Below are 17,306 nucleotides of genomic sequence, written 5' to 3' on the forward strand. Positions count from 1 at the left end.
TCCAGCGCTTCAGACCACGCAATTGCGCCCTCTGCGCTTGGCTTCATATAACCGCAAGTCGGCCTTCGACAGCAGATCGCGGGTGGTCGTTCCGTCGATAGGTGTCGAAGCAATGCCGATGCTGACGGTAACGGCAGATTGATCCGATGTCGTCACGTCACTGAGAACACGTAGCCGCAACTGCTCGGAACGTGATAAGGCGCCGTTGTGATCCAAACCATCACACAGGACGACGAATTCCTCTCCGCCGTAGCGAAAAAGGTGATCACTCGGGCGCAGGCCTGCCTGGATGGCGTCGGTAATAGATTTCAGCACCCGGTCGCCTTCGAGATGACCAAAGCGGTCGTTAATGCTCTTGAAGTGATCGGCATCGATCATGATCAGGCTGATGGCGCTGCCCGACGTCACCGCGTGGCGGATCAACCGCGGCGCTTCGAACTCGAAACGGCTGCGATCAAGCACACCGGTCAGCATATCTCGCCCCGACTTCGATAGCAGGTCCTCGTAACGCTCCCGGAATGTCAGCGTGTTGAAGATGTCACCGATCGGCTGCCGCAGGACGGACAGGACCGAATGACTGGAAAAATGCAGATAGGCACCCAGAATCAGCGAATAGACGACCGCCGCCCCCATCTTGGCAATCCAGCCGCCCCAGAACACTTCGGCCGGAGCATCGTTGAGTGCATGCAGAGCGAGATGGAACCCAGCCTGGTCGAAGGTCAGCACCACGACGCCGCAGATGAGAAAGCGCAAGGTAAGAAACCCGCGCATCCAACGGCCGATCCGCTCGTAAAGCAGGATGATCAGCAGCGAGTCGAGATAGAGCAGCAGCGTCCCCCACAGCATCAGCCAGCCCATCTCGTCGATGAACGCGAGGTCCGCACTGCGATTGGGAACGGCCGCAACTGTCTGATGCATCTGTAAGAGCAGGCTGAGGGCGACGGTGAGAAAATTGCCTGCCAAAAGGCCGTAGATTGGCTGACGCACGGTTGCTGCGTCCTCCTTCACGTAAAGAAGGAGGATCATCATCAACTTGCCGGCAAACAGCACGGCAGAACCCGGCGAAATCACGCCGAACGGCAGGTGCACGTAGAAAACAGCTGCCAGATAGGTCTCGATGAAATGCAGGACGCCGAGAGCTGCGATAAAGACGCCAAGGCCCAGACGGTGGCGCAGGTGTAGCAGCGTGACCATGACTGCGAGGTAGACAAGGCCTTCGCAGAAAAACAGGGCTACATTGCTCATCGCCAGATATTCACTCGAATTTTCACTGTGCGAATCTATAAACGGCAAATTTAAAGAAACGTTTAGGGTTTTGCGGCCGCTTGTTAAAAGCGAAACGATGGGGGCGCCTCAAAGTCGATCGCGTGCGGCCCTTCAATTTTCCGCAGCAAGAACTTCTGCCGACGGCAGTTCGAACAACAGAGTTTTCAAATGTCCGGAGTTATACCTGCCGGGAGGCAACGTCATCGGCAAACAGCGACGGGCCGTGCTGGTCGATGATCTGATGCGCTTTGCGCAGCGTCGCGTCGATCACATCCTGTTCCGACGTGAAAACGTCGGCACGGATGAACGTGCGGACACGTATGCCCCCTTCGATCTCCTTTTCAACCGAACCAGCCAGCCGGAACTGTGAACCCTCGCGGATCGGCGTGGCGCGAATCAGGCAGTCGCCATAGGTCTCCGTCTTGCCCGAAGACGCAGCCGGCTCGGAGCCCTTGGAAAAACCGAACAGTTTTGACAGAAAAGAAGCCATGCGAAAGACTTACTCATGGCAAACAGGGCTGTCAAAGGCTAAGTTCTGCCCATCCGCGATCCGCTCGCAGGTTCGAGGAAAAATGGAATGACAAGGGTGCTGCCGCGATCATGACATCGGGTTTTTCGGCCATCGGATCGACTGACTGTGTCGAAGCATATCTCGCCGCCAGCGAATCGGCCTTCCCCGATATCAGGCCGGGATTGGCCAAGCAGGTCGTCTGGGCCGATCCTCTCGCAAAGCACCGAACGCCGCTTGCGATTGTCTACATCCATGGATTTTCCGCGTCCAAGGGCGAGGTTCGTCCCCTGCCCGATCTCGTGGCGACGGCGCTTAACGCCAACCTGTTTTACACGCGCCTTGCCGGACATGGCCGCAGCGGCGATGCAATGGCTGAGGCCTCGGTGGACGACTGGCAGGAGGATATGCGCGAAGCGCTGGATATTGCCGCGCTGCTCGGCGACAGAACGCTGATCATTGCAACCTCTACCGGCGCGACACTCGCCACCTGGGCTCTTTCGCAGCCCCCATTGGCCGCACGCATCGAGGGCGCCGCTTTTCTGGCTCCCAATTTCCGGATCAGGGGACGTGGCGCGTTCCTTTTGACGGCGCCGCTTGCCCGCCTGAGCTCGCGTCTCATCCTTGGCCGCCGCCGCTCTTTTGCCCCGCTGAACGCCCTTCACGCTGCCTATTGGACCACGGACTATCCGGTCTGCGCGCTCCTGCCTGTGGCATCACTGGTCGCGAAAGCCCGGTCGCTACCCTTTGAAACGATACCGACCCCGACGCTGTTCATTCAATCGCCGGCGGATCAGGTTGTCGATGCGCGGCAAACCTCTGCTGTCGCCGCGCGTTGGGGCGGCCCGGCAGATATCCTCGACCCAGGTGAAATCGGCGATCCCTATGGGCACGTGGCCGCAGGCGACGTCCTGTCGCCAAAAACGACAGACCGGCTGGCGGATATCATCATTGATTGGTTTAATAAAGCCAATCAATGGTCGGATATTAAAGAATAATATTAGATTACCAAGTTAGCCAATATCTCATTGTCGGTGATATCCTGATAATGCAGTCCGGCCCGGTCGAAAGCCGCTTTCAGCCTTGGAAAATTCTCCGGATGTTTGGTTTCGATGCCGATCAGGATCGAGCCGAAATTGCGCGCCGATTTCTTCAAATATTCGAACCGGGCGATATCGTCCTCCTCGCCGAGCAGGCCGAGAAAATCCTTCAGCGCGCCGGGGCGCTGCGGCATCCGCAGGATAAAATATTTTTTCAGGCCGGCATGCCGCATTGCCCGTTCCTTGACGTCAGGCAGGCGTTCGAAGTCGAAATTGCCACCGGAAACCACGGCGACAACCGTCTTGCCCTCCAGCGCCGCTCGGCCGAGCGTTTCCAGAGCCGTGATCGACAAGGCACCCGCCGGTTCCAGCACGACGCCTTCGACGTTCAACATGTCGGTGATCGTGACGCAGATGGCATTTTCCGCCAGAAGCAGAACTTGATCTGTTGAGAAATGCTTCAGCGCCGCGAAATTCAGGTCACCGATACGCCCGACTGCAGCGCCATCGACGAAATTATCGATCTGGTCGAGTGTTACCACCGACCCTATCTCTAAGCTACGGCGCAGGCTCGGCGCGCCCTCCGGCTCACAGAAGATGAAGGCTTCGGGCCGGATACGGTCATTCAGATAGCCGGTCATGCCGGCCGAAAGGCCGCCGCCGCCGACCGGCATGATCACCAGATCCGGGATGACGCCGTCTGGCAACTGCTCAACCATCTCGGCGGCCACCGTCGCCTGGCCTTCGATGATATCGGCATGGTCGAACGGCGGCACCATGACACCGGCGATCCGCTCCACATGCTCGCGTGCCGCCTGATAGCACTGGTCGAAGAAGTCGCCGACCAGCTTGATGGTGATGAACTCGCCGCCGAATATCCGCGTCTTGTCGATCTTTTGCTGCGGTGTCGTCACCGGCATGAAGACCACGCCCGGCACGCCAAAATGGCGGCAGACAAAGGCAAACCCTTGCGCGTGATTGCCGGCAGACGCACAGACGAAGGTCTTTCCGGTTCCACCAGTGGCAATCACCTTGCGGAAAAAGTTGAACGCGCCCCTGATCTTGTAGGATCGCACCGGCGAAAGGTCCTCGCGCTTCAGATAGATCGTCGCGCCGTAACGCGCGCTCAGATGATCGTTGAGCTGCAGCGGCGTTGCCGGGAACAATGCGCGCAAAGCCTCGACGGCATTATCAACGTCCTGCTTCATGGAATGCGGTCTTTCGTTCGGGTTCGGATCGCCCTGCCTATGCCACATCGCAGCCGGCTAAACCACAGCTATTCGTCATTAAGTGGATTAGATTACTCACCTTTTTGAGTGTTGGCCCGCCTTGACTCCGGCCGGCAAATGCCGAACATCCGTAACAATGCAGGATCAGGGGAGAGGCAATGCGCAACGGCAATCGAAAAGGCGGCCTGACAGGCGCAATCACCGCAGCCCCTCTCCTGTTGCTGTTGGCCAACCCTGCTCTCGCCGGACCTTTCGCAGAGGCAGCAACGAAGGCGGAAGCGCTGGCAGCGGCCGGCGATACGCTCGGTGCCCATGATGCTATGCGCTCTGCAATCAGCGCATTTTCAGCGACGTTACCCTTTTCCGTCGGCAAAGCGGTGTTCGTCGCAGCTCCTCCTATTGGTTACGCCATGTATGAGCAAAAGCCGCAGCCGGTGTTCAAGCCGGGTGAAGCCCTCATCTCCTATGTCGAGCCGATAGGCCTGAATTGGAAAACGTCGGCGGTTGCAGGCAAGGTAGAAACGCATTTTACGGTCGATTTGGACATTCTCAGCGCTTCGGGCGAGGTGCTGGGCAATAAGAAGGCTTTTGGTGACTTTACGTTCACCAGTTTTTTCCACAACCAGGAAATCTATGCGACGTTGACCACGGACGTCAGCGGCGCTGCAGCAGGCGATTATGTTCTGCGGTTTCATTTCAACGATCTGAACAGTGGCAAGTCCGCAAGCGTCGATCAGAAGTTCACGATCGCTGCCGCACCTCCAGCGCCGTAACGGCTCAGGCCTTGTTCTTCGACGCCGCGATCATGTCGATCATCATCTTCACATCCGCCTCCGCCGCGTCGAGAAGGGCTTCGTCGCGGGCGCGGATGACGAGATCAGTCGAAAATGATGTGCCGTCGAATTTCGGATAGGACCCGATGCTGGTCAGGGGATGTGCCTTCTGCACCTCGCCGAGCGGTCCGCCGATATCGCCTTCCCCGAAAGGAGAGCGCACGGTGCGTGATTTGACGACCATACCGCTTTCAAGCTGCGGCAGGAGTGCATCCAGCATGGCCTGGAACACCTGTGGCACACCGGCCATTACGTGGACGTTGCCGATGATGAAGCCGGGCGCCGTCGATACGGCGTTCGGAATATGACGCGCGCCGTTCGGCATGCGCGCCATCCGCCGACGCGCTTCGGTGAACTCCAAGCCGCGCCGCTCGTACATGGCGCCAAGCAGGGTCATCGCATCCGGGTCGTGAATACATTCGACGCCGAACGCCCGCGACACCGCGTCGGCGGTGATATCGTCATGGGTCGGGCCGATGCCACCCGAGGTGAAGACGTAGTCATACTCGCTCCGCAACCCGTTGAGAGCTGCCACGATTGCCGGCTCGTCATCGGCAACGATGCGAACCTCCTTCAGATCGATACCTGCGAGTGTCAGCACATCTGCCAGATGGCCGATATTCTTGTCCTTGGTTCGGCCGGAGAGCAGTTCGTCGCCGATGGCGAGCATGGCGGCGGTGACGATTTTTTCGCTGGTCATCGGAAAGTCCCGTGTAAACTGAGATTGTTCAGTCAAAAACCCGACTGTCTCTTATTTTTGAACAGTCTGTCGCCCGCTTCGCTTCTGACAACGGACAGGTAAACTGATAAATCCTATCTCCAGCGGCAATCAAGCGGAATTGCCAACTCAAAGGAGAATACGATGGCTAAGGTATTGGTGCTCTACTATTCGGCATATGGACATATCGAAACCATGGCCTACGCGGTTGCCGAAGGTGCAAAGTCCGCCGGTGCCGAAGTCACCGTCAAGCGCGTGCCGGAACTGGTCCCGGCCGACGTTGCCAAAGCCTCTTATTTCAAGGTCGATCAGGCCGCCGAAATCGCCACTCCGGATGAACTGGCCGATTACGATGCCATCATCTTCGGCGCCGGCACGCGTTTCGGCACCGTTGCATCGCAGATGCGCAATTTTGTCGATCAGACCGGTGGGCTGTGGATGAAGGGCGCGCTGGTCGGCAAGGTTGGCTCGGTGTTCACCTCGTCGGCAACCCAGCACGGCGGTCAGGAATCGACGATTCTCGGCTTTATCCCCACCCTGATGCACCAGGGCATGGTCGTTGTCGGCCTGCCCTATGCCTTCCAGGGCCAGATGGGGCTGGAAGAAATCAAGGGCGGCTCGCCCTATGGCGCATCGACGATCACCGGTGGTGACGGTTCCCGTCAGCCGTCCGAAATCGAACTGGAAGCTGCACGCTACCAGGGCGCCCATGTCGCCAAGATCGCGGCCAAGCTGTCGGCCTGAGGCGCAAGCCACACCCACACAGTGAACGTCAAGGGCGGCCGTAAGGTCGCCCTTTTTACGTCTGCGCCGGAAGGACGGATGACGGCTGCAGCAGTTGGGTAGCCGGAGTGCCCATCGCGCGGGCCGGAAAACTGGAAAACCCCTCCGATTTCGTGCTACCTTTGGGTGCCGCGACGCAAGGCAAGAATTAGCAACGCGGATTTTAGCGATTGGAACGTTTGCCTCTATTGGCCGTTCCTGTCCGGTCACGTCGACTCCATGAGATATTGGAATGCGGCGCACTCCAGGGAGTACGAAATGACCAAAGTGATCTATGCAATCGTCGAGCATGACGGCGGGTGGGCCTATAAGCTTTCCGACGTATTTTCCGAAGCTTTCCCGAACCGCGACATGGCTGTAGCGGCTGCTAAAGCCGCAGCGGCTGAGCAGCAAGTCGGCGGCGATGATGAGGAAATCAGCTTTCAGGATCAGAGCGGCCACTGGCATTTCGAGCATGCCGATGGCGGCGACCGTCCCGAAGCCGTCGTCGAGGATCAATAATTCCAGGCGACGGGGGCAGCTTGCCAGACTGCAGTTCGAAAGGAGATGCCCCTCTCCGGCGCCGGAGAGAGGCGTATTTTTTGGTGCTGAAAATGCCGAGTTTCCCTCCCTCGGCACCATCCTTAAAGCCTGACGGGGCGCACACATCAATCGAAAGCTTTGATTAACCTTCACAGGTAGGGTTAATCGCCACGTCTGAAAATGATCGGGGGGCCTACGCTCAAGGCGCCATCAGGATCACGACCGAAAGGCCAGCCGGCTTTCGCTTCCAGTTAAGCCGCCTTGGCGGTGTTTTCCTTTGGGGTCTGCTGCGCCTCGAGTATGGCCATGCAAATGAGATAGCTCAGGATGACATCCTGCTGGGCATCGGCTAGCAACTTTGCAGCCTGCAGAAGGTCCGTGACATGCACGCGGTGTGACATCGAAGCTCCCTTTCAAACGATTGCAAAGTCAATAGTAGTATCATCATTTGATAATTCAACTATAAGTTATTAACGATGATTATCCATAGTTGCGCATTACCTGTTTACGCCGCGAGGTTGATTGCGCCGTCATGGTCCAGCCTATGACGGCTGCATGTCTTCAAGCAAACCTGCCTGCCGAAACCATTGCTCGACGCTCGCCTGTACGGCAGCCATCGCTTCATCTAATGTGTCGGCCGACTGAAAATCGAACCGGATGGTGCCGTTGCAACTGGAGACCATCCACTTCCAGTTTTTCTGACCATCATGTTGCAACACATAGGCCAGTTGCTGCTGGCCAAGCATGCCTGCAAACGAGTGGTTTCTGATCGGCTTCCATATCAATGGGATTTCCTGCAACACGTGGGTTCTCGCTCCATGTTCTTTCTTGACTCCGAAGTGTAATGGACCCGCCATTTGCACATAACCCTGCCGTTTAAGGGGTTTTTCAAAATCCGGCCTTGCTTATGAACGGATTGTGGAATTCGTTGTCAGGAACGTGTTTTAACAAACAGCCTATTGACCTTGATGCCCGAGTGTTTGAAAGGAAAAGCAGGCGGACGTGGCGAAACTGGTAGACGCAAGAGACTTAAAATCTCTCGGAGAGATCTGTACGGGTTCGACCCCCGTCGTCCGCACCACTCCCGAAACCGGATGCCTCTATCAACTGGAGCTTGAGCATGTCACTTCCTGAAAAAGCATTTCCCGTTTCCTGGGACCAGTTTCACCGTGACGCACGTGCGCTTGCCTGGCGTCTCGCCGACAATGGCGGTGAGTGGAAGGCGATCGTCTGTATCACCCGTGGCGGTCTCGTCCCAGCGGCCATCGTCTGCCGTGAGCTGAACATCCGGCTGATCGAGACTGTCTGCGTTGCCTCCTATCATGACTATGATGCGCAGGGGCAGATGTATGTGCTCAAGGGCATTTCGGAGGAATTGAAGGCTGATGGCGGCGAAGGCGTTCTGATCATCGACGACCTCACCGACACCGGCAAGACCGCAGCCGTGGTCCGCGCCATGCTGCCCAAGGCCCATTTCGCCGCTGTCTACGCCAAGCCGAAGGGCCGGCCACAGGTCGATACCTTCGTCACCGAAGTCAGCCAGGATACCTGGATCTACTTCCCCTGGGATATGGGCCTTACCTATCAGGAGCCGATCGCCAAGGGATCGCGCGACTAGAGCATTTTTGGTGAAGCGTCCACAGCTGCATACAAGACTTATTGAATATTCCTGTTTGAACAACGAACTGTTCTGCTAGATTGAACCATCTTCTGCGGCACTATCGCGGCAGAAGCAGGCGCCCAGACGGAATGCCCCAAGGCTTTCTCAACGGATCGCATGATCGCATGGGAGAGGACGGATGATCGTGGGCAGGACGTTCTTCATCGCTTCGGCTAGCGCGGCGCTCAGCCTGATGCAGATCGCGCCATCAATGGCTGGTGACGTTCACGTCGAGCCGGTTACGGCCTATGTCGAGGCCAATATCCGGGCGTGGATCGAAGACCCGGTCATCATCGAAGCGCTGAAGAGCCAGAATGTGCTCCACGCCCACCTCACCCAGGCTGCAATCGACGATCTGGACGCCATGTGGCGCACCGAATTTGCAAGCGACGCCCATCCCCTGATCGATACGGTCGTCGGCAATCCACTGTCGATGTTTCTCAAGGACAGGCAGATCGCCTCGGGCGGCGTCATTACCGAAATTTTCGTCATCGACGCCAAGGGTCTGGCCGTTGGCGAAAGCGAAATCAGTTCCGACTATTGGCAAGGCGACGAACTGAAATGGCAAAAAACCTATCTTGCCGGGGCTTCGGCCCTCTTCGTTGACGCGGCAGAGAAGGACGAATCGACACAAATGCTGCAATCGCAGGCCAGCTTGACGATCTCCGATCCAAACACCGGACAGCCGATCGGCGCCATCACAATCGGCATCAATCTCGACGCGCTCTAACCCGGCAGCAGCTTTCCGAATCAGTTTTCGCGAGGCGCCACATTTCGCGTGCCATGGCTATGGCTAGGGGCACCATGGTAAATATAGTGTGGTTTCTGACCCGCAAAATTTCGCAAAATTGCGTGCCGCTGCGGACGGTGCTGGAGGGAACCCGGCGAAGCGTCTGATTTTACTGAATTTGCCCGCTGTCCCCGTTTTCCACAGGCCACACACACAACATCTGGTGTTCGCAATTACGACACAAACCACCCCTTGACGGACTCGGGTCGAATGCCGTTAATGGATTCTACGTTGCGGCGGCGGCGGGACCGGAAAGTAACGAGGCCGGTTCATTTCAGAAAAAATCGTCTGTGTTTTCAAAACTGTCCGGTGGATGATCTACTGGTCGTGACGGTTATTTTTTGTGATCTCTCCAGGCGCCAAACACGTCACAAAAAGCTGGCGTAAGGAAGTTGTTGATACTATATTTAGTGTTTGCAGCCAAAATCAGCACAAGATACAGGGTCTCCCGAGGCGGGTTTCCCATCAGAGCGGAAAACGGAAACTGGCTGCGCATCAATCGCGTGGCCGGATGCGAACAATTGCGCCCTGAGCCTGGATAGGTTCGGGCCTGCGGCAAACAAAAGGACACGGGACAGATGCAGATCGAACGTCGTTTCACCAAGCCAGGCCAATCGGCCTATGCTGAAATAGAGTTCCGCAAGGCCATCAGCGAGATCAAGAATCCCGATGGCTCGATCGTGTTCCGTCTCGCGGATATCGATGTCCCCGCGCAGTTTAGCCAAGTCGCGGCCGACATTCTGGCGCAGAAATATTTCCGCAAGGCAGGCATTCCCGCGCGGCTGAAGAAGGTCGAGGAAAACTCCGTTCCGTCCTGGCTGTGGCGTTCCGAGGCGGACCTTGCCGCCATGAAGGATCTACCGAAGGAAGAGCATTACGGTTCGGAAACCGACGCCCGCCAGGTTTTCGATCGCCTGGCCGGCACCTGGACCTATTGGGGCTGGAAGGGCAATTACTTCGCATCGGAAGAATCCGCCCTCGCCTTCCGCGACGAGCTCGCCTACATGCTCGCCACCCAGCGCGTCGCACCGAATAGCCCACAGTGGTTCAACACCGGCCTGCACTGGGCCTATGGCATCGACGGTCCGGGCCAGGGCCATTTCTATGTCGACCCCTTCACCAACAAGCTGGTGAAGTCGAAGTCGTCCTACGAACATCCGCAGCCGCATGCCTGCTTCATCCAGTCGGTCGGTGACGATCTCGTCAACGAAGGTGGCATCATGGACCTGTGGGTGCGTGAAGCCCGCCTGTTCAAATACGGCTCCGGCACCGGTTCCAACTTCTCCTATCTGCGCGGCGAAGGCGAAAAGCTGTCCGGCGGCGGCAAGTCGTCGGGCCTGATGTCGTTCCTGAAGATCGGCGACCGCGCCGCCGGCGCCATCAAGTCGGGCGGAACAACGCGCCGTGCGGCCAAGATGGTCGTCGTCGATATCGATCACCCGGATATCGAGGATTACATCAACTGGAAGGTCAAGGAGGAGCAGAAGGTCGCAGCCCTCGTCACCGGCTCGAAGATCGTCGCCAAGCACCTGAAGGCGATCATGAAGGCCTGCATCAATTGCTCGGCTGAAAACGACGCATGCTACGATCCGAAGGAAAACCCGGCCCTCAAGCGCGAGATCAAGGCTGCCAAGCAGAGTCAGGTTCCGGAAAACTACGTCAAGCGCGTTATCCAGTTCGCCAAGCAGGGTTATAAGGACATCGAGTTCAAGACCTATGACACCGACTGGGATTCGGAAGCCTATCTGACGGTCTCCGGCCAGAACTCCAACAATTCCGTCTCCCTGAAGGACGACTTTTTGCGCGCTGTGGAGGCCGATGGTAACTGGAACCTCACCGCCCGCAAGGACGGCAAGGTCATGAAGACGTTGAAGGCCCGCGACCTGTGGGAACAGATTTCCCACGCCGCCTGGGCATCGGCTGATCCGGGCCTGCATTTCAACACGACCATGAACGACTGGCACACCTCGCCGGCCGCAGGACCGATCCGTGCATCCAACCCCTGTTCGGAATACATGTTCCTCGACGACACCGCCTGCAACCTTGCCTCGCTGAACCTGCTTCAGTTCAAGGATGCTGCCACCAAGAACATCGACATTGCCGATTACGAGCATGCCGTGCGCCTGTGGACGCTGGTTCTTGAAATCTCTGTCATGATGGCGCAGTTCCCGTCGAAGGAAATCGCCGAGCGCTCCTATGAGTACCGCACGCTGGGCTTGGGCTACGCCAATATCGGCGGCCTGCTGATGTCCTCCGGCATCCCCTATGATTCGACCGAAGGCCGCGCCATTGCCGGTGCGCTGACCGCCATCATGACCGGCGTCTCCTATGCCACCTCGGCCGAAATCGCCGCCAAGCTCGGCCCGTTCCCGGGCTTCAAGCCGAACCGCGAATCGATGCTGCGCGTCATCCGCAACCACCGCCGCGCCGCCCATGGCGAAACGCAAGGTTATGAAGGCCTGTCGGTCGATCCGGTGGCGCTGATCCACGGCGAATGCCCGGATCAGGACCTGATCGTTCACGCCAAGGATGCCTGGGACAAGGCATTGACGCTCGGCGAAAAGCACGGCTACCGCAATGCCCAGGTCTCGGTCATTGCGCCGACAGGCACGATCGGCCTGGTGATGGACTGCGACACGACGGGCATCGAGCCCGATTTCGCCCTGGTGAAATTCAAGAAGCTCGCCGGTGGCGGTTACTTCAAGATCATCAACCGCGCCGTTCCGGAAGCCTTGCGCACTCTTGGTTATTCCGAGAGCCAGATCGCCGAGATCGAGGCCTATGCCGTCGGTCACGGCAATATCAACCAGGCACCGGCGGTCAACCCGGGCTCGCTGAAGGCCAAGGGCTTTACCGACGACAAGATCGAAGCGATCAACGGCGCCACCAAGGCTGCCTTCGACATCAAGTTCGTCTTCAACCAGTGGACGCTCGGCGTCGATTTCCTAAAGGACACGCTGAAGGTCACCGACGAGCAGCTCGCCGACATGAGCTTCAACCTGCTTGAGCATATCGGCTTCTCCAGGAAGGACATCGAAGCGGCCAACGTGCATGTCTGCGGTGCGATGACGCTGGAAGGTGCGCCATTCCTCAAGAACGAGCACCTGCCCGTGTTCGATTGCGCCAATCCCTGCGGCAAGATCGGCAAGCGTTATCTTTCTGTCGAAAGCCATATCCGCATGATGGCGGCTGCCCAGCCGTTCATCTCCGGGGCGATCTCCAAGACCATCAACATGCCGAACGAGGCGACGGTCGAAGATTGCAAGGCCGCCTACATGCTCTCCTGGAAGCTGGCGCTGAAGGCCAACGCGCTCTACCGCGATGGCTCCAAGCTCTCCCAGCCGCTCAACGCCTCGCTGATCGAGGACGATGAGGACGAGGATGCGATGGAGGACTTTTTGGCCGCGCCCGCCGCTGCCCAGGCCGTCACCGTCACCGAAAAGATCATCGAACGCGTCATCGAGCGGGTCACCCGCGAGCGCGAAAAGCTGCCGAACCGCCGCCAGGGCTACACCCAGAAGGCAATCGTCGGCGGTCACAAGGTCTATCTGCGCACCGGCGAATTCGGCGATGGCCGCATCGGCGAGATCTTCATCGACATGCACAAGGAAGGTGCTGCCTTCCGGGCGATGATGAACAATTTTGCCATCTCCATCTCGCTTGGCCTGCAATACGGCGTGCCGCTGGAAGAATTCGTGGAGGCCTTTACCTTCACCAAGTTCGAGCCGGCTGGCATGGTGCAGGGCAATGACGCGATCAAGAACGCCACGTCGATCCTCGACTACGTGTTCCGCGAACTCGCCGTCTCCTACCTCAACCGCCATGATCTGGCGCATGTCGATACGTCCGATTTCTCCAACACGGCGCTCGGCAAGGGCATCCAGGAAGGCAAGACCAACCTGCTCTCCACCGGCTGGACCCGCGGCCACAAGCCGACCCTGATCCAGGGCGGCCAGATCGATCGCACGTCCGGCGAGCCGAAGGGGGCTGCGACTGCGGCTCCTGCCAAGGCATCCTCCGGCGGCGCCAATGTCACCGCCTTCTCCGGTAGTGCCGCCCGCAAGCTCGAACCGGCAATCTCCATCGCCACCTCAGAAATCGTCGCCTTCAAGCGCGATTACGAGGAGCGCGCCGTCGAACTCACCGAAGAGATAGCCGACGACGCCAACAGCGAACCGGACGTCACCGCCCTCTTCTCCGACAAGGCCGCAGCCGAAGCCGCCGCCGCCAAGTCCGACGCCAAGAAACTGGAAGCCGCGCGCCGCATCCGCTCGATTGCGCAGGGCTATACGGGCAACATGTGCTCGGAGTGCCAGAATTTTACGATGGTGCGCAACGGCACATGCGAGAAGTGCGACACGTGCGGCGCCACGAGTGGGTGCAGCTAACATGTCTTGAACCGTTGACGGACGGATGCCTCGAAAGGGTCCTTGATCTCCCTAGGTGTGGAGCCTCAACAACCAGAGCCGGTAGATTTCCGGGCGATTCCATCGCCCGGAAACTTTCAATTTTAAATGCAGGCAATGCCCCGGCGCGACTGACGCGCCCTCTGACCGTTTAAGATACAGAGAGGTGGCCGAGCGTGAGGATTGGCATCACATTCGATCTGCGCGAAGACTACGCGCGCGAAGGGTATGACGAAGAAGAAACGGCTGAGTTTGACCACCTCGATACCATTCTAGCGATTGAGTCCGCTTTGCATTCGCTTGGTCACATCACGGATCGCATCGGCCACGCGCGCGCCCTTGCCAAGCGATTGGTCGATGGTGACCGTTGGGATCTCGTTTTCAATATTGCGGAAGGAATGCACGGCTTTGGCCGTCAGGCCTTGGTGCCAGCACTGCTCGATACATACCGGGTGCCCTACACCTTCTCCGATCCGCTCGCCCTCGCCGTCACGCTGCATAAGGCAACCGCGAAGCGCGTTGTTCGCGATCAGGGCCTTTGCACAGCCGATTTTGCCGTGGTCGAAACTCTGTCAGATGTCGAGTATGTGACACTGCCCTTTCCGTTGTTCATAAAACCTGTTGCCGAAGGTACGAGCAAAGGCATTTCAGCCGCATCCAAGATCCGCGACCTGAGCGAGTTGAGGCGAGAATGCGAGAGATTGCTGGCGCGTCATTGCCAGCCGGTACTGGTTGAGCGTTACCTGCCGGGCCGCGAATTCACCGTGGGAATCCTTGGCACAGGATCGGCCTCGACGGTGCTCGGCGTCATGGAGCTGGAGTTGCGGGCAGAGGCCGAACCCGAGATTTACTCCTACGAGAACAAGAAACACTTCGAAGAACGGGTCAAGGCTCGCCTGGCAATGGATGCCGTCGGTCTTGCCGCCGCTGAACTGGCGCTTTCAGCCTGGAGAGGACTTGGCTGTCGCGACGCAGGCCGCATCGACGTGCGATGCGACGCAGAAGGCAAGGTAAACTTCCTCGAGGCGAACCCTCTGGCGGGGCTGCATCCCAAAGACTCCGATTTACCTCTGCTTGCGCGATTGAAGGGTCTTCCATACCGCACATTGATTGAGGGGATCATCGCTTCAGCGTTGAGCCGTGTCGCCAAGAGCGCCACCTGAATAGTATTGCCCGCTCAGTAAAACCTTATCTTGCTAAAATGCTCAATCACGCTCAAGGTATATTAGAGTATGCCGATGTACTCGTTGGGGCGGCTTGCACATTTTCTTGATCGCTCGGTGCACAACGGCCGAATGATCCCACCTTTTCTGCAGAGCCGAACTGACGCCCGGATACGCGTGTTTCATCCGGGTCGAATGCTGCGAAAGTGGCTGAAGTGGAAGGGTTGATGCAGCGCAGGCTAGTCACAATTCTAGCGACGGATGCGGTCGGATATAGCCGTTTGGTCGCAAGGGATGAAGACGCAGCTCTTGCGCTCTTCAAGGAGCATGCTGTGATCATCGAAGACCTTATCCGGGTCCACGAAGGCCGCGTCTTCGGGGGCGCGGGCGACAGCCGGATAGCGGAGTTTCCGAGCCCGGTTGAAGCGATGCGTTGCGCGGTCGAAATTCAGAACCAGCTGGCCCATCTGGATGAGACGCTCGATGAGGATTGGCGCATGCGATTTCGCGTCGGCCTCAACCTCGGGGATGCCGTCGTCGAGCAGGACAATCTCTATGGCGAGGCTGTCAATGTGGCCGCGCGTCTGGAAGGGCTGTCCGAACCGGGCGGTATCTGCGTGTCTGGAACACTCTACGAGCAGGTGAAGCACCTGCCGAACATCGGATTTCACGATCTGGGCTCACGCAAGTTGAAGAATATCCCGACACCGGTGCACGCCTATTCCGTGAAGGGAGTAAGCGCTCTCACTGCGCGCAAGCGCTATATGCGGTGGCCCTGGGCCGCTGCTGCAACAGCGCTTCTGGCGATCGTCGCGATCCCTGTCGGCTGGATTTACATGCCGGAAATGGCCGCAAGCAATAACACATCATTGCAACTGCTGCCTCCAATACAGCCATCGATCGCAGTCCTGCCGCTCGACAATCTCAGCGATCCCGCACACGAATACTTCAGTGAAGGCCTGACCAACGATATCACGACCGATCTGTCCAAATTCTCCGGTCTCTTTGTCATCGCCTACAACTCCGCATCGACGTTCAAAGGCAAACCGACAAAAGTTCAGGACATCGGTAAAGCCCTGGGTGTTCGTTATGTCCTGGAGGGAACGGTACAGAAAACCCCGGAGCGGCTGCGCATCAATGCGCAGCTCATCAATGCCGAAACCGGATTTCACGTCTGGGCCGAGCGTTATGACCGGATCCTGGGTGATACCTTTACCGTGCAGGAAGATATTACCAAGAACATCGTGACGGAACTTGCCGTCCAAGTCACTGCGGCCGAGGAGCAGAGGTTGGGGCGGAAGTTGACGGGAAGCATGGACGCCTATGACTATTACCTGAAAGGCAAGGCAATCTGGTCGGATCCGGATAAGGTGACGCCGGAAGGGAATGAGGAAGCGCGCCAGCTGTTCGAATCGGCAATCAAGCTGGATCCGTTCTACTCGTCCGCCTATGCGGAACTCTCCTATTGCCATGTCCGAGCCTATCAGAACGGATGGAGCCCCGATGGTAAGGCCTCCCTGCGCGAGGCAAAGCAACTTGCCGAGAAAGCCCTGAGCCTCAACGACGATTTCGGTGGCCACTGGAATCTCGCCGTCGTTGCCTGGAACCAGGGGGAGTTCGACAAAAGCCTCCACGAATATGAGACGGCGCGCCAGATCAACCCCAACGACCCGGATCTTGCCGCGGATATGGCCGAAGCGCTGGTCTATGGCGGTGAGCCTGAAAGGGCGATCGAGCAGATCAGGGGTGCAATGCTGCGCAATCGCTTTTATCCCTTCTGGTACACTTGGAATTTCGCCCGCGCATTTTACATGGCCGGCCGCTACCAGGAAGCAATCGATGCCATCGCAACAATGACCGATCCTCCCAATGATGTGCGGTTGATCACCGCTGCAAGCGAGGCGCAGCTTGGACACCTTGCCAAGGCGCGGGCGATTATGGCGGAGTTCAGCAAGATAGATCCGGATTGGTCGATCGAACAGTCGGCCGCCTACTATTATCGAAGGGATAGCGACCGTCAGCATTGGGTCGACGGACTGAGAAAAGCCGGGCTGAGAGAGAAGTAAAGTGGATGAGGAACGGTATCAATCGCGGAAATACAGCCGTAAATGTACATTATTATACATCTACGGCAGCTTTGGTTACGTTGACAACTATAAGTTCAAGCGTAAATTGACACAATTCAGATCAGGAATAAGGGGCGCTGTTGGTTGAGACCCTTCGCAGAGCGTGCGGCGTTTTGCCCCGAAGGGCCTGTTTCGGCGTGAAACTCATCGAGTGCAGATACGCTGCCAGCACGACCGTCAGATGTAACACCTGTCTACGATGCATGATTTCAGACCTGCAAGTTGTATGAACTTGATGCGCGCGCACCGCTATTCTGGCGGG

The 17,306-nt window shown here is 57.9% G+C and carries 15 protein-coding genes and 1 tRNA gene; 10 read left to right on the forward strand and 6 right to left on the reverse strand.

The genetic code is table 11. The features are described 5' to 3' along the window. Positions 1 to 9: 9 nt before the first annotated feature. Positions 10 to 1,251, reverse strand: a complete 1,242-nt coding sequence (locus tag ACP7E0_RS12790) for a diguanylate cyclase (RefSeq protein WP_426125628.1) — start codon at positions 1,249 to 1,251, stop codon at positions 10 to 12. 193 nt (positions 1,252 to 1,444) lie between these two features. After that, positions 1,445 to 1,756: an HlyU family transcriptional regulator gene (locus ACP7E0_RS12795; protein WP_426125363.1), complete on the reverse strand. Its 312-nt coding sequence runs from the start codon at positions 1,754 to 1,756 to the stop codon at positions 1,445 to 1,447. Between the two features lie 110 nt (positions 1,757 to 1,866). Between ACP7E0_RS12795 and ACP7E0_RS12800 the strand changes: the two genes are divergently transcribed. Further along, a complete protein-coding gene (locus ACP7E0_RS12800; RefSeq protein WP_426125365.1) occupies positions 1,867 to 2,772 on the forward strand; it encodes an alpha/beta hydrolase in 906 nt (301 codons plus the stop codon). A 2-nt stretch (positions 2,773 to 2,774) separates the two neighbouring features. Here ACP7E0_RS12800 and ilvA read toward each other — a convergent pair whose 3' ends face one another. Beyond that, entirely contained in the window at positions 2,775 to 4,022 is a 1,248-nt protein-coding gene (ilvA, locus tag ACP7E0_RS12805) for a threonine ammonia-lyase (protein WP_426125367.1), read from the reverse strand. A 179-nt stretch (positions 4,023 to 4,201) separates the two neighbouring features. Between ilvA and ACP7E0_RS12810 the strand changes: the two genes are divergently transcribed. Continuing rightward, positions 4,202 to 4,816 carry a hypothetical protein gene (locus tag ACP7E0_RS12810; RefSeq protein ID WP_426125369.1) on the forward strand — a complete coding sequence of 205 codons (615 nt, stop codon included), beginning with the start codon at positions 4,202 to 4,204 and terminating at the stop codon, positions 4,814 to 4,816. A gap of 4 nt (positions 4,817 to 4,820) precedes the next feature. Here the strand turns inward: ACP7E0_RS12810 and ACP7E0_RS12815 are convergent, their stop codons facing one another. Continuing rightward, a complete protein-coding gene (locus ACP7E0_RS12815; protein WP_426125371.1) occupies positions 4,821 to 5,576 on the reverse strand; it encodes a competence/damage-inducible protein A in 756 nt (251 codons plus the stop codon). Between the two features lie 162 nt (positions 5,577 to 5,738). Here ACP7E0_RS12815 and wrbA point away from each other — a divergent pair, with 162 nt between their 5' ends. Together wrbA and ACP7E0_RS12825 are read left to right on the forward strand one after the other, a co-directional pair. Beyond that, positions 5,739 to 6,338, forward strand: coding sequence for an NAD(P)H:quinone oxidoreductase (wrbA, locus tag ACP7E0_RS12820; protein WP_113315613.1), 600 nt, complete (start codon positions 5,739 to 5,741; stop codon positions 6,336 to 6,338). A gap of 297 nt (positions 6,339 to 6,635) precedes the next feature. Next, a complete protein-coding gene (locus tag ACP7E0_RS12825; protein ID WP_426125372.1) occupies positions 6,636 to 6,878 on the forward strand; it encodes a DUF2188 domain-containing protein in 243 nt (80 codons plus the stop codon). Between the two features lie 272 nt (positions 6,879 to 7,150). Here the strand turns inward: ACP7E0_RS12825 and ACP7E0_RS12830 are convergent, their stop codons facing one another. Beyond that, positions 7,151 to 7,300 (reverse strand): hypothetical protein, encoded by a 150-nt coding sequence (locus ACP7E0_RS12830; protein WP_426125374.1) that lies wholly within the window; start codon positions 7,298 to 7,300, stop codon positions 7,151 to 7,153. 141 nt (positions 7,301 to 7,441) lie between these two features. After that, positions 7,442 to 7,702: a hypothetical protein gene (locus ACP7E0_RS12835; protein WP_426125375.1), complete on the reverse strand. Its 261-nt coding sequence runs from the start codon at positions 7,700 to 7,702 to the stop codon at positions 7,442 to 7,444. A gap of 193 nt (positions 7,703 to 7,895) precedes the next feature. Between ACP7E0_RS12835 and ACP7E0_RS12840 the strand changes: the two genes are divergently transcribed. From ACP7E0_RS12840 to ACP7E0_RS12865, 6 genes are all read left to right on the forward strand, one after another. Then, positions 7,896 to 7,980, forward strand: a tRNA-Leu gene (locus tag ACP7E0_RS12840). A gap of 39 nt (positions 7,981 to 8,019) precedes the next feature. Then, a complete protein-coding gene (gpt, locus tag ACP7E0_RS12845) occupies positions 8,020 to 8,517 on the forward strand; it encodes a xanthine phosphoribosyltransferase (RefSeq protein WP_426125376.1) in 498 nt (165 codons plus the stop codon). A 181-nt stretch (positions 8,518 to 8,698) separates the two neighbouring features. Beyond that, positions 8,699 to 9,289, forward strand: a complete 591-nt coding sequence (locus ACP7E0_RS12850) for a hypothetical protein (protein WP_426125377.1) — start codon at positions 8,699 to 8,701, stop codon at positions 9,287 to 9,289. Positions 9,290 to 9,927: 638 nt separating this feature from the next. After that, positions 9,928 to 13,737, forward strand: coding sequence for a vitamin B12-dependent ribonucleotide reductase (locus ACP7E0_RS12855; RefSeq protein ID WP_426125378.1), 3,810 nt, complete (start codon positions 9,928 to 9,930; stop codon positions 13,735 to 13,737). A gap of 194 nt (positions 13,738 to 13,931) precedes the next feature. Beyond that, positions 13,932 to 14,918 (forward strand): D-alanine--D-alanine ligase family protein, encoded by a 987-nt coding sequence (locus ACP7E0_RS12860; protein WP_426125379.1) that lies wholly within the window; start codon positions 13,932 to 13,934, stop codon positions 14,916 to 14,918. A 227-nt stretch (positions 14,919 to 15,145) separates the two neighbouring features. Next, complete coding sequence (locus ACP7E0_RS12865; protein ID WP_426125380.1) at positions 15,146 to 16,984, forward strand: adenylate/guanylate cyclase domain-containing protein; 1,839 nt, start codon at positions 15,146 to 15,148, stop codon at positions 16,982 to 16,984. Positions 16,985 to 17,306: the final 322 nt, after the last annotated feature.

Source organism: Pararhizobium sp. PWRC1-1, assembly GCF_049897905.1.
Classification (GTDB): domain Bacteria; phylum Pseudomonadota; class Alphaproteobacteria; order Rhizobiales; family Rhizobiaceae; genus Pararhizobium.

Coding starts and splice junctions, on each gene's coding strand:
- ACP7E0_RS12795 (WP_426125363.1), bottom strand. CDS start 1,756: ATGGCTTCTTTTCTGTCAAAACTGTTCGGTTTTTCCAAGGGCTCCGAG.
- ACP7E0_RS12800 (WP_426125365.1), top strand. CDS start 1,867: ATGACATCGGGTTTTTCGGCCATCGGATCGACTGACTGTGTCGAAGCA.
- ilvA (WP_426125367.1), bottom strand. CDS start 4,022: ATGAAGCAGGACGTTGATAATGCCGTCGAGGCTTTGCGCGCATTGTTC.
- ACP7E0_RS12810 (WP_426125369.1), top strand. CDS start 4,202: ATGCGCAACGGCAATCGAAAAGGCGGCCTGACAGGCGCAATCACCGCA.
- ACP7E0_RS12815 (WP_426125371.1), bottom strand. CDS start 5,576: ATGACCAGCGAAAAAATCGTCACCGCCGCCATGCTCGCCATCGGCGAC.
- wrbA (WP_113315613.1), top strand. CDS start 5,739: ATGGCTAAGGTATTGGTGCTCTACTATTCGGCATATGGACATATCGAA.
- ACP7E0_RS12825 (WP_426125372.1), top strand. CDS start 6,636: ATGACCAAAGTGATCTATGCAATCGTCGAGCATGACGGCGGGTGGGCC.
- ACP7E0_RS12830 (WP_426125374.1), bottom strand. CDS start 7,300: ATGTCACACCGCGTGCATGTCACGGACCTTCTGCAGGCTGCAAAGTTG.
- gpt (WP_426125376.1), top strand. CDS start 8,020: ATGTCACTTCCTGAAAAAGCATTTCCCGTTTCCTGGGACCAGTTTCAC.
- ACP7E0_RS12850 (WP_426125377.1), top strand. CDS start 8,699: ATGATCGTGGGCAGGACGTTCTTCATCGCTTCGGCTAGCGCGGCGCTC.
- ACP7E0_RS12855 (WP_426125378.1), top strand. CDS start 9,928: ATGCAGATCGAACGTCGTTTCACCAAGCCAGGCCAATCGGCCTATGCT.
- ACP7E0_RS12865 (WP_426125380.1), top strand. CDS start 15,146: ATGCAGCGCAGGCTAGTCACAATTCTAGCGACGGATGCGGTCGGATAT.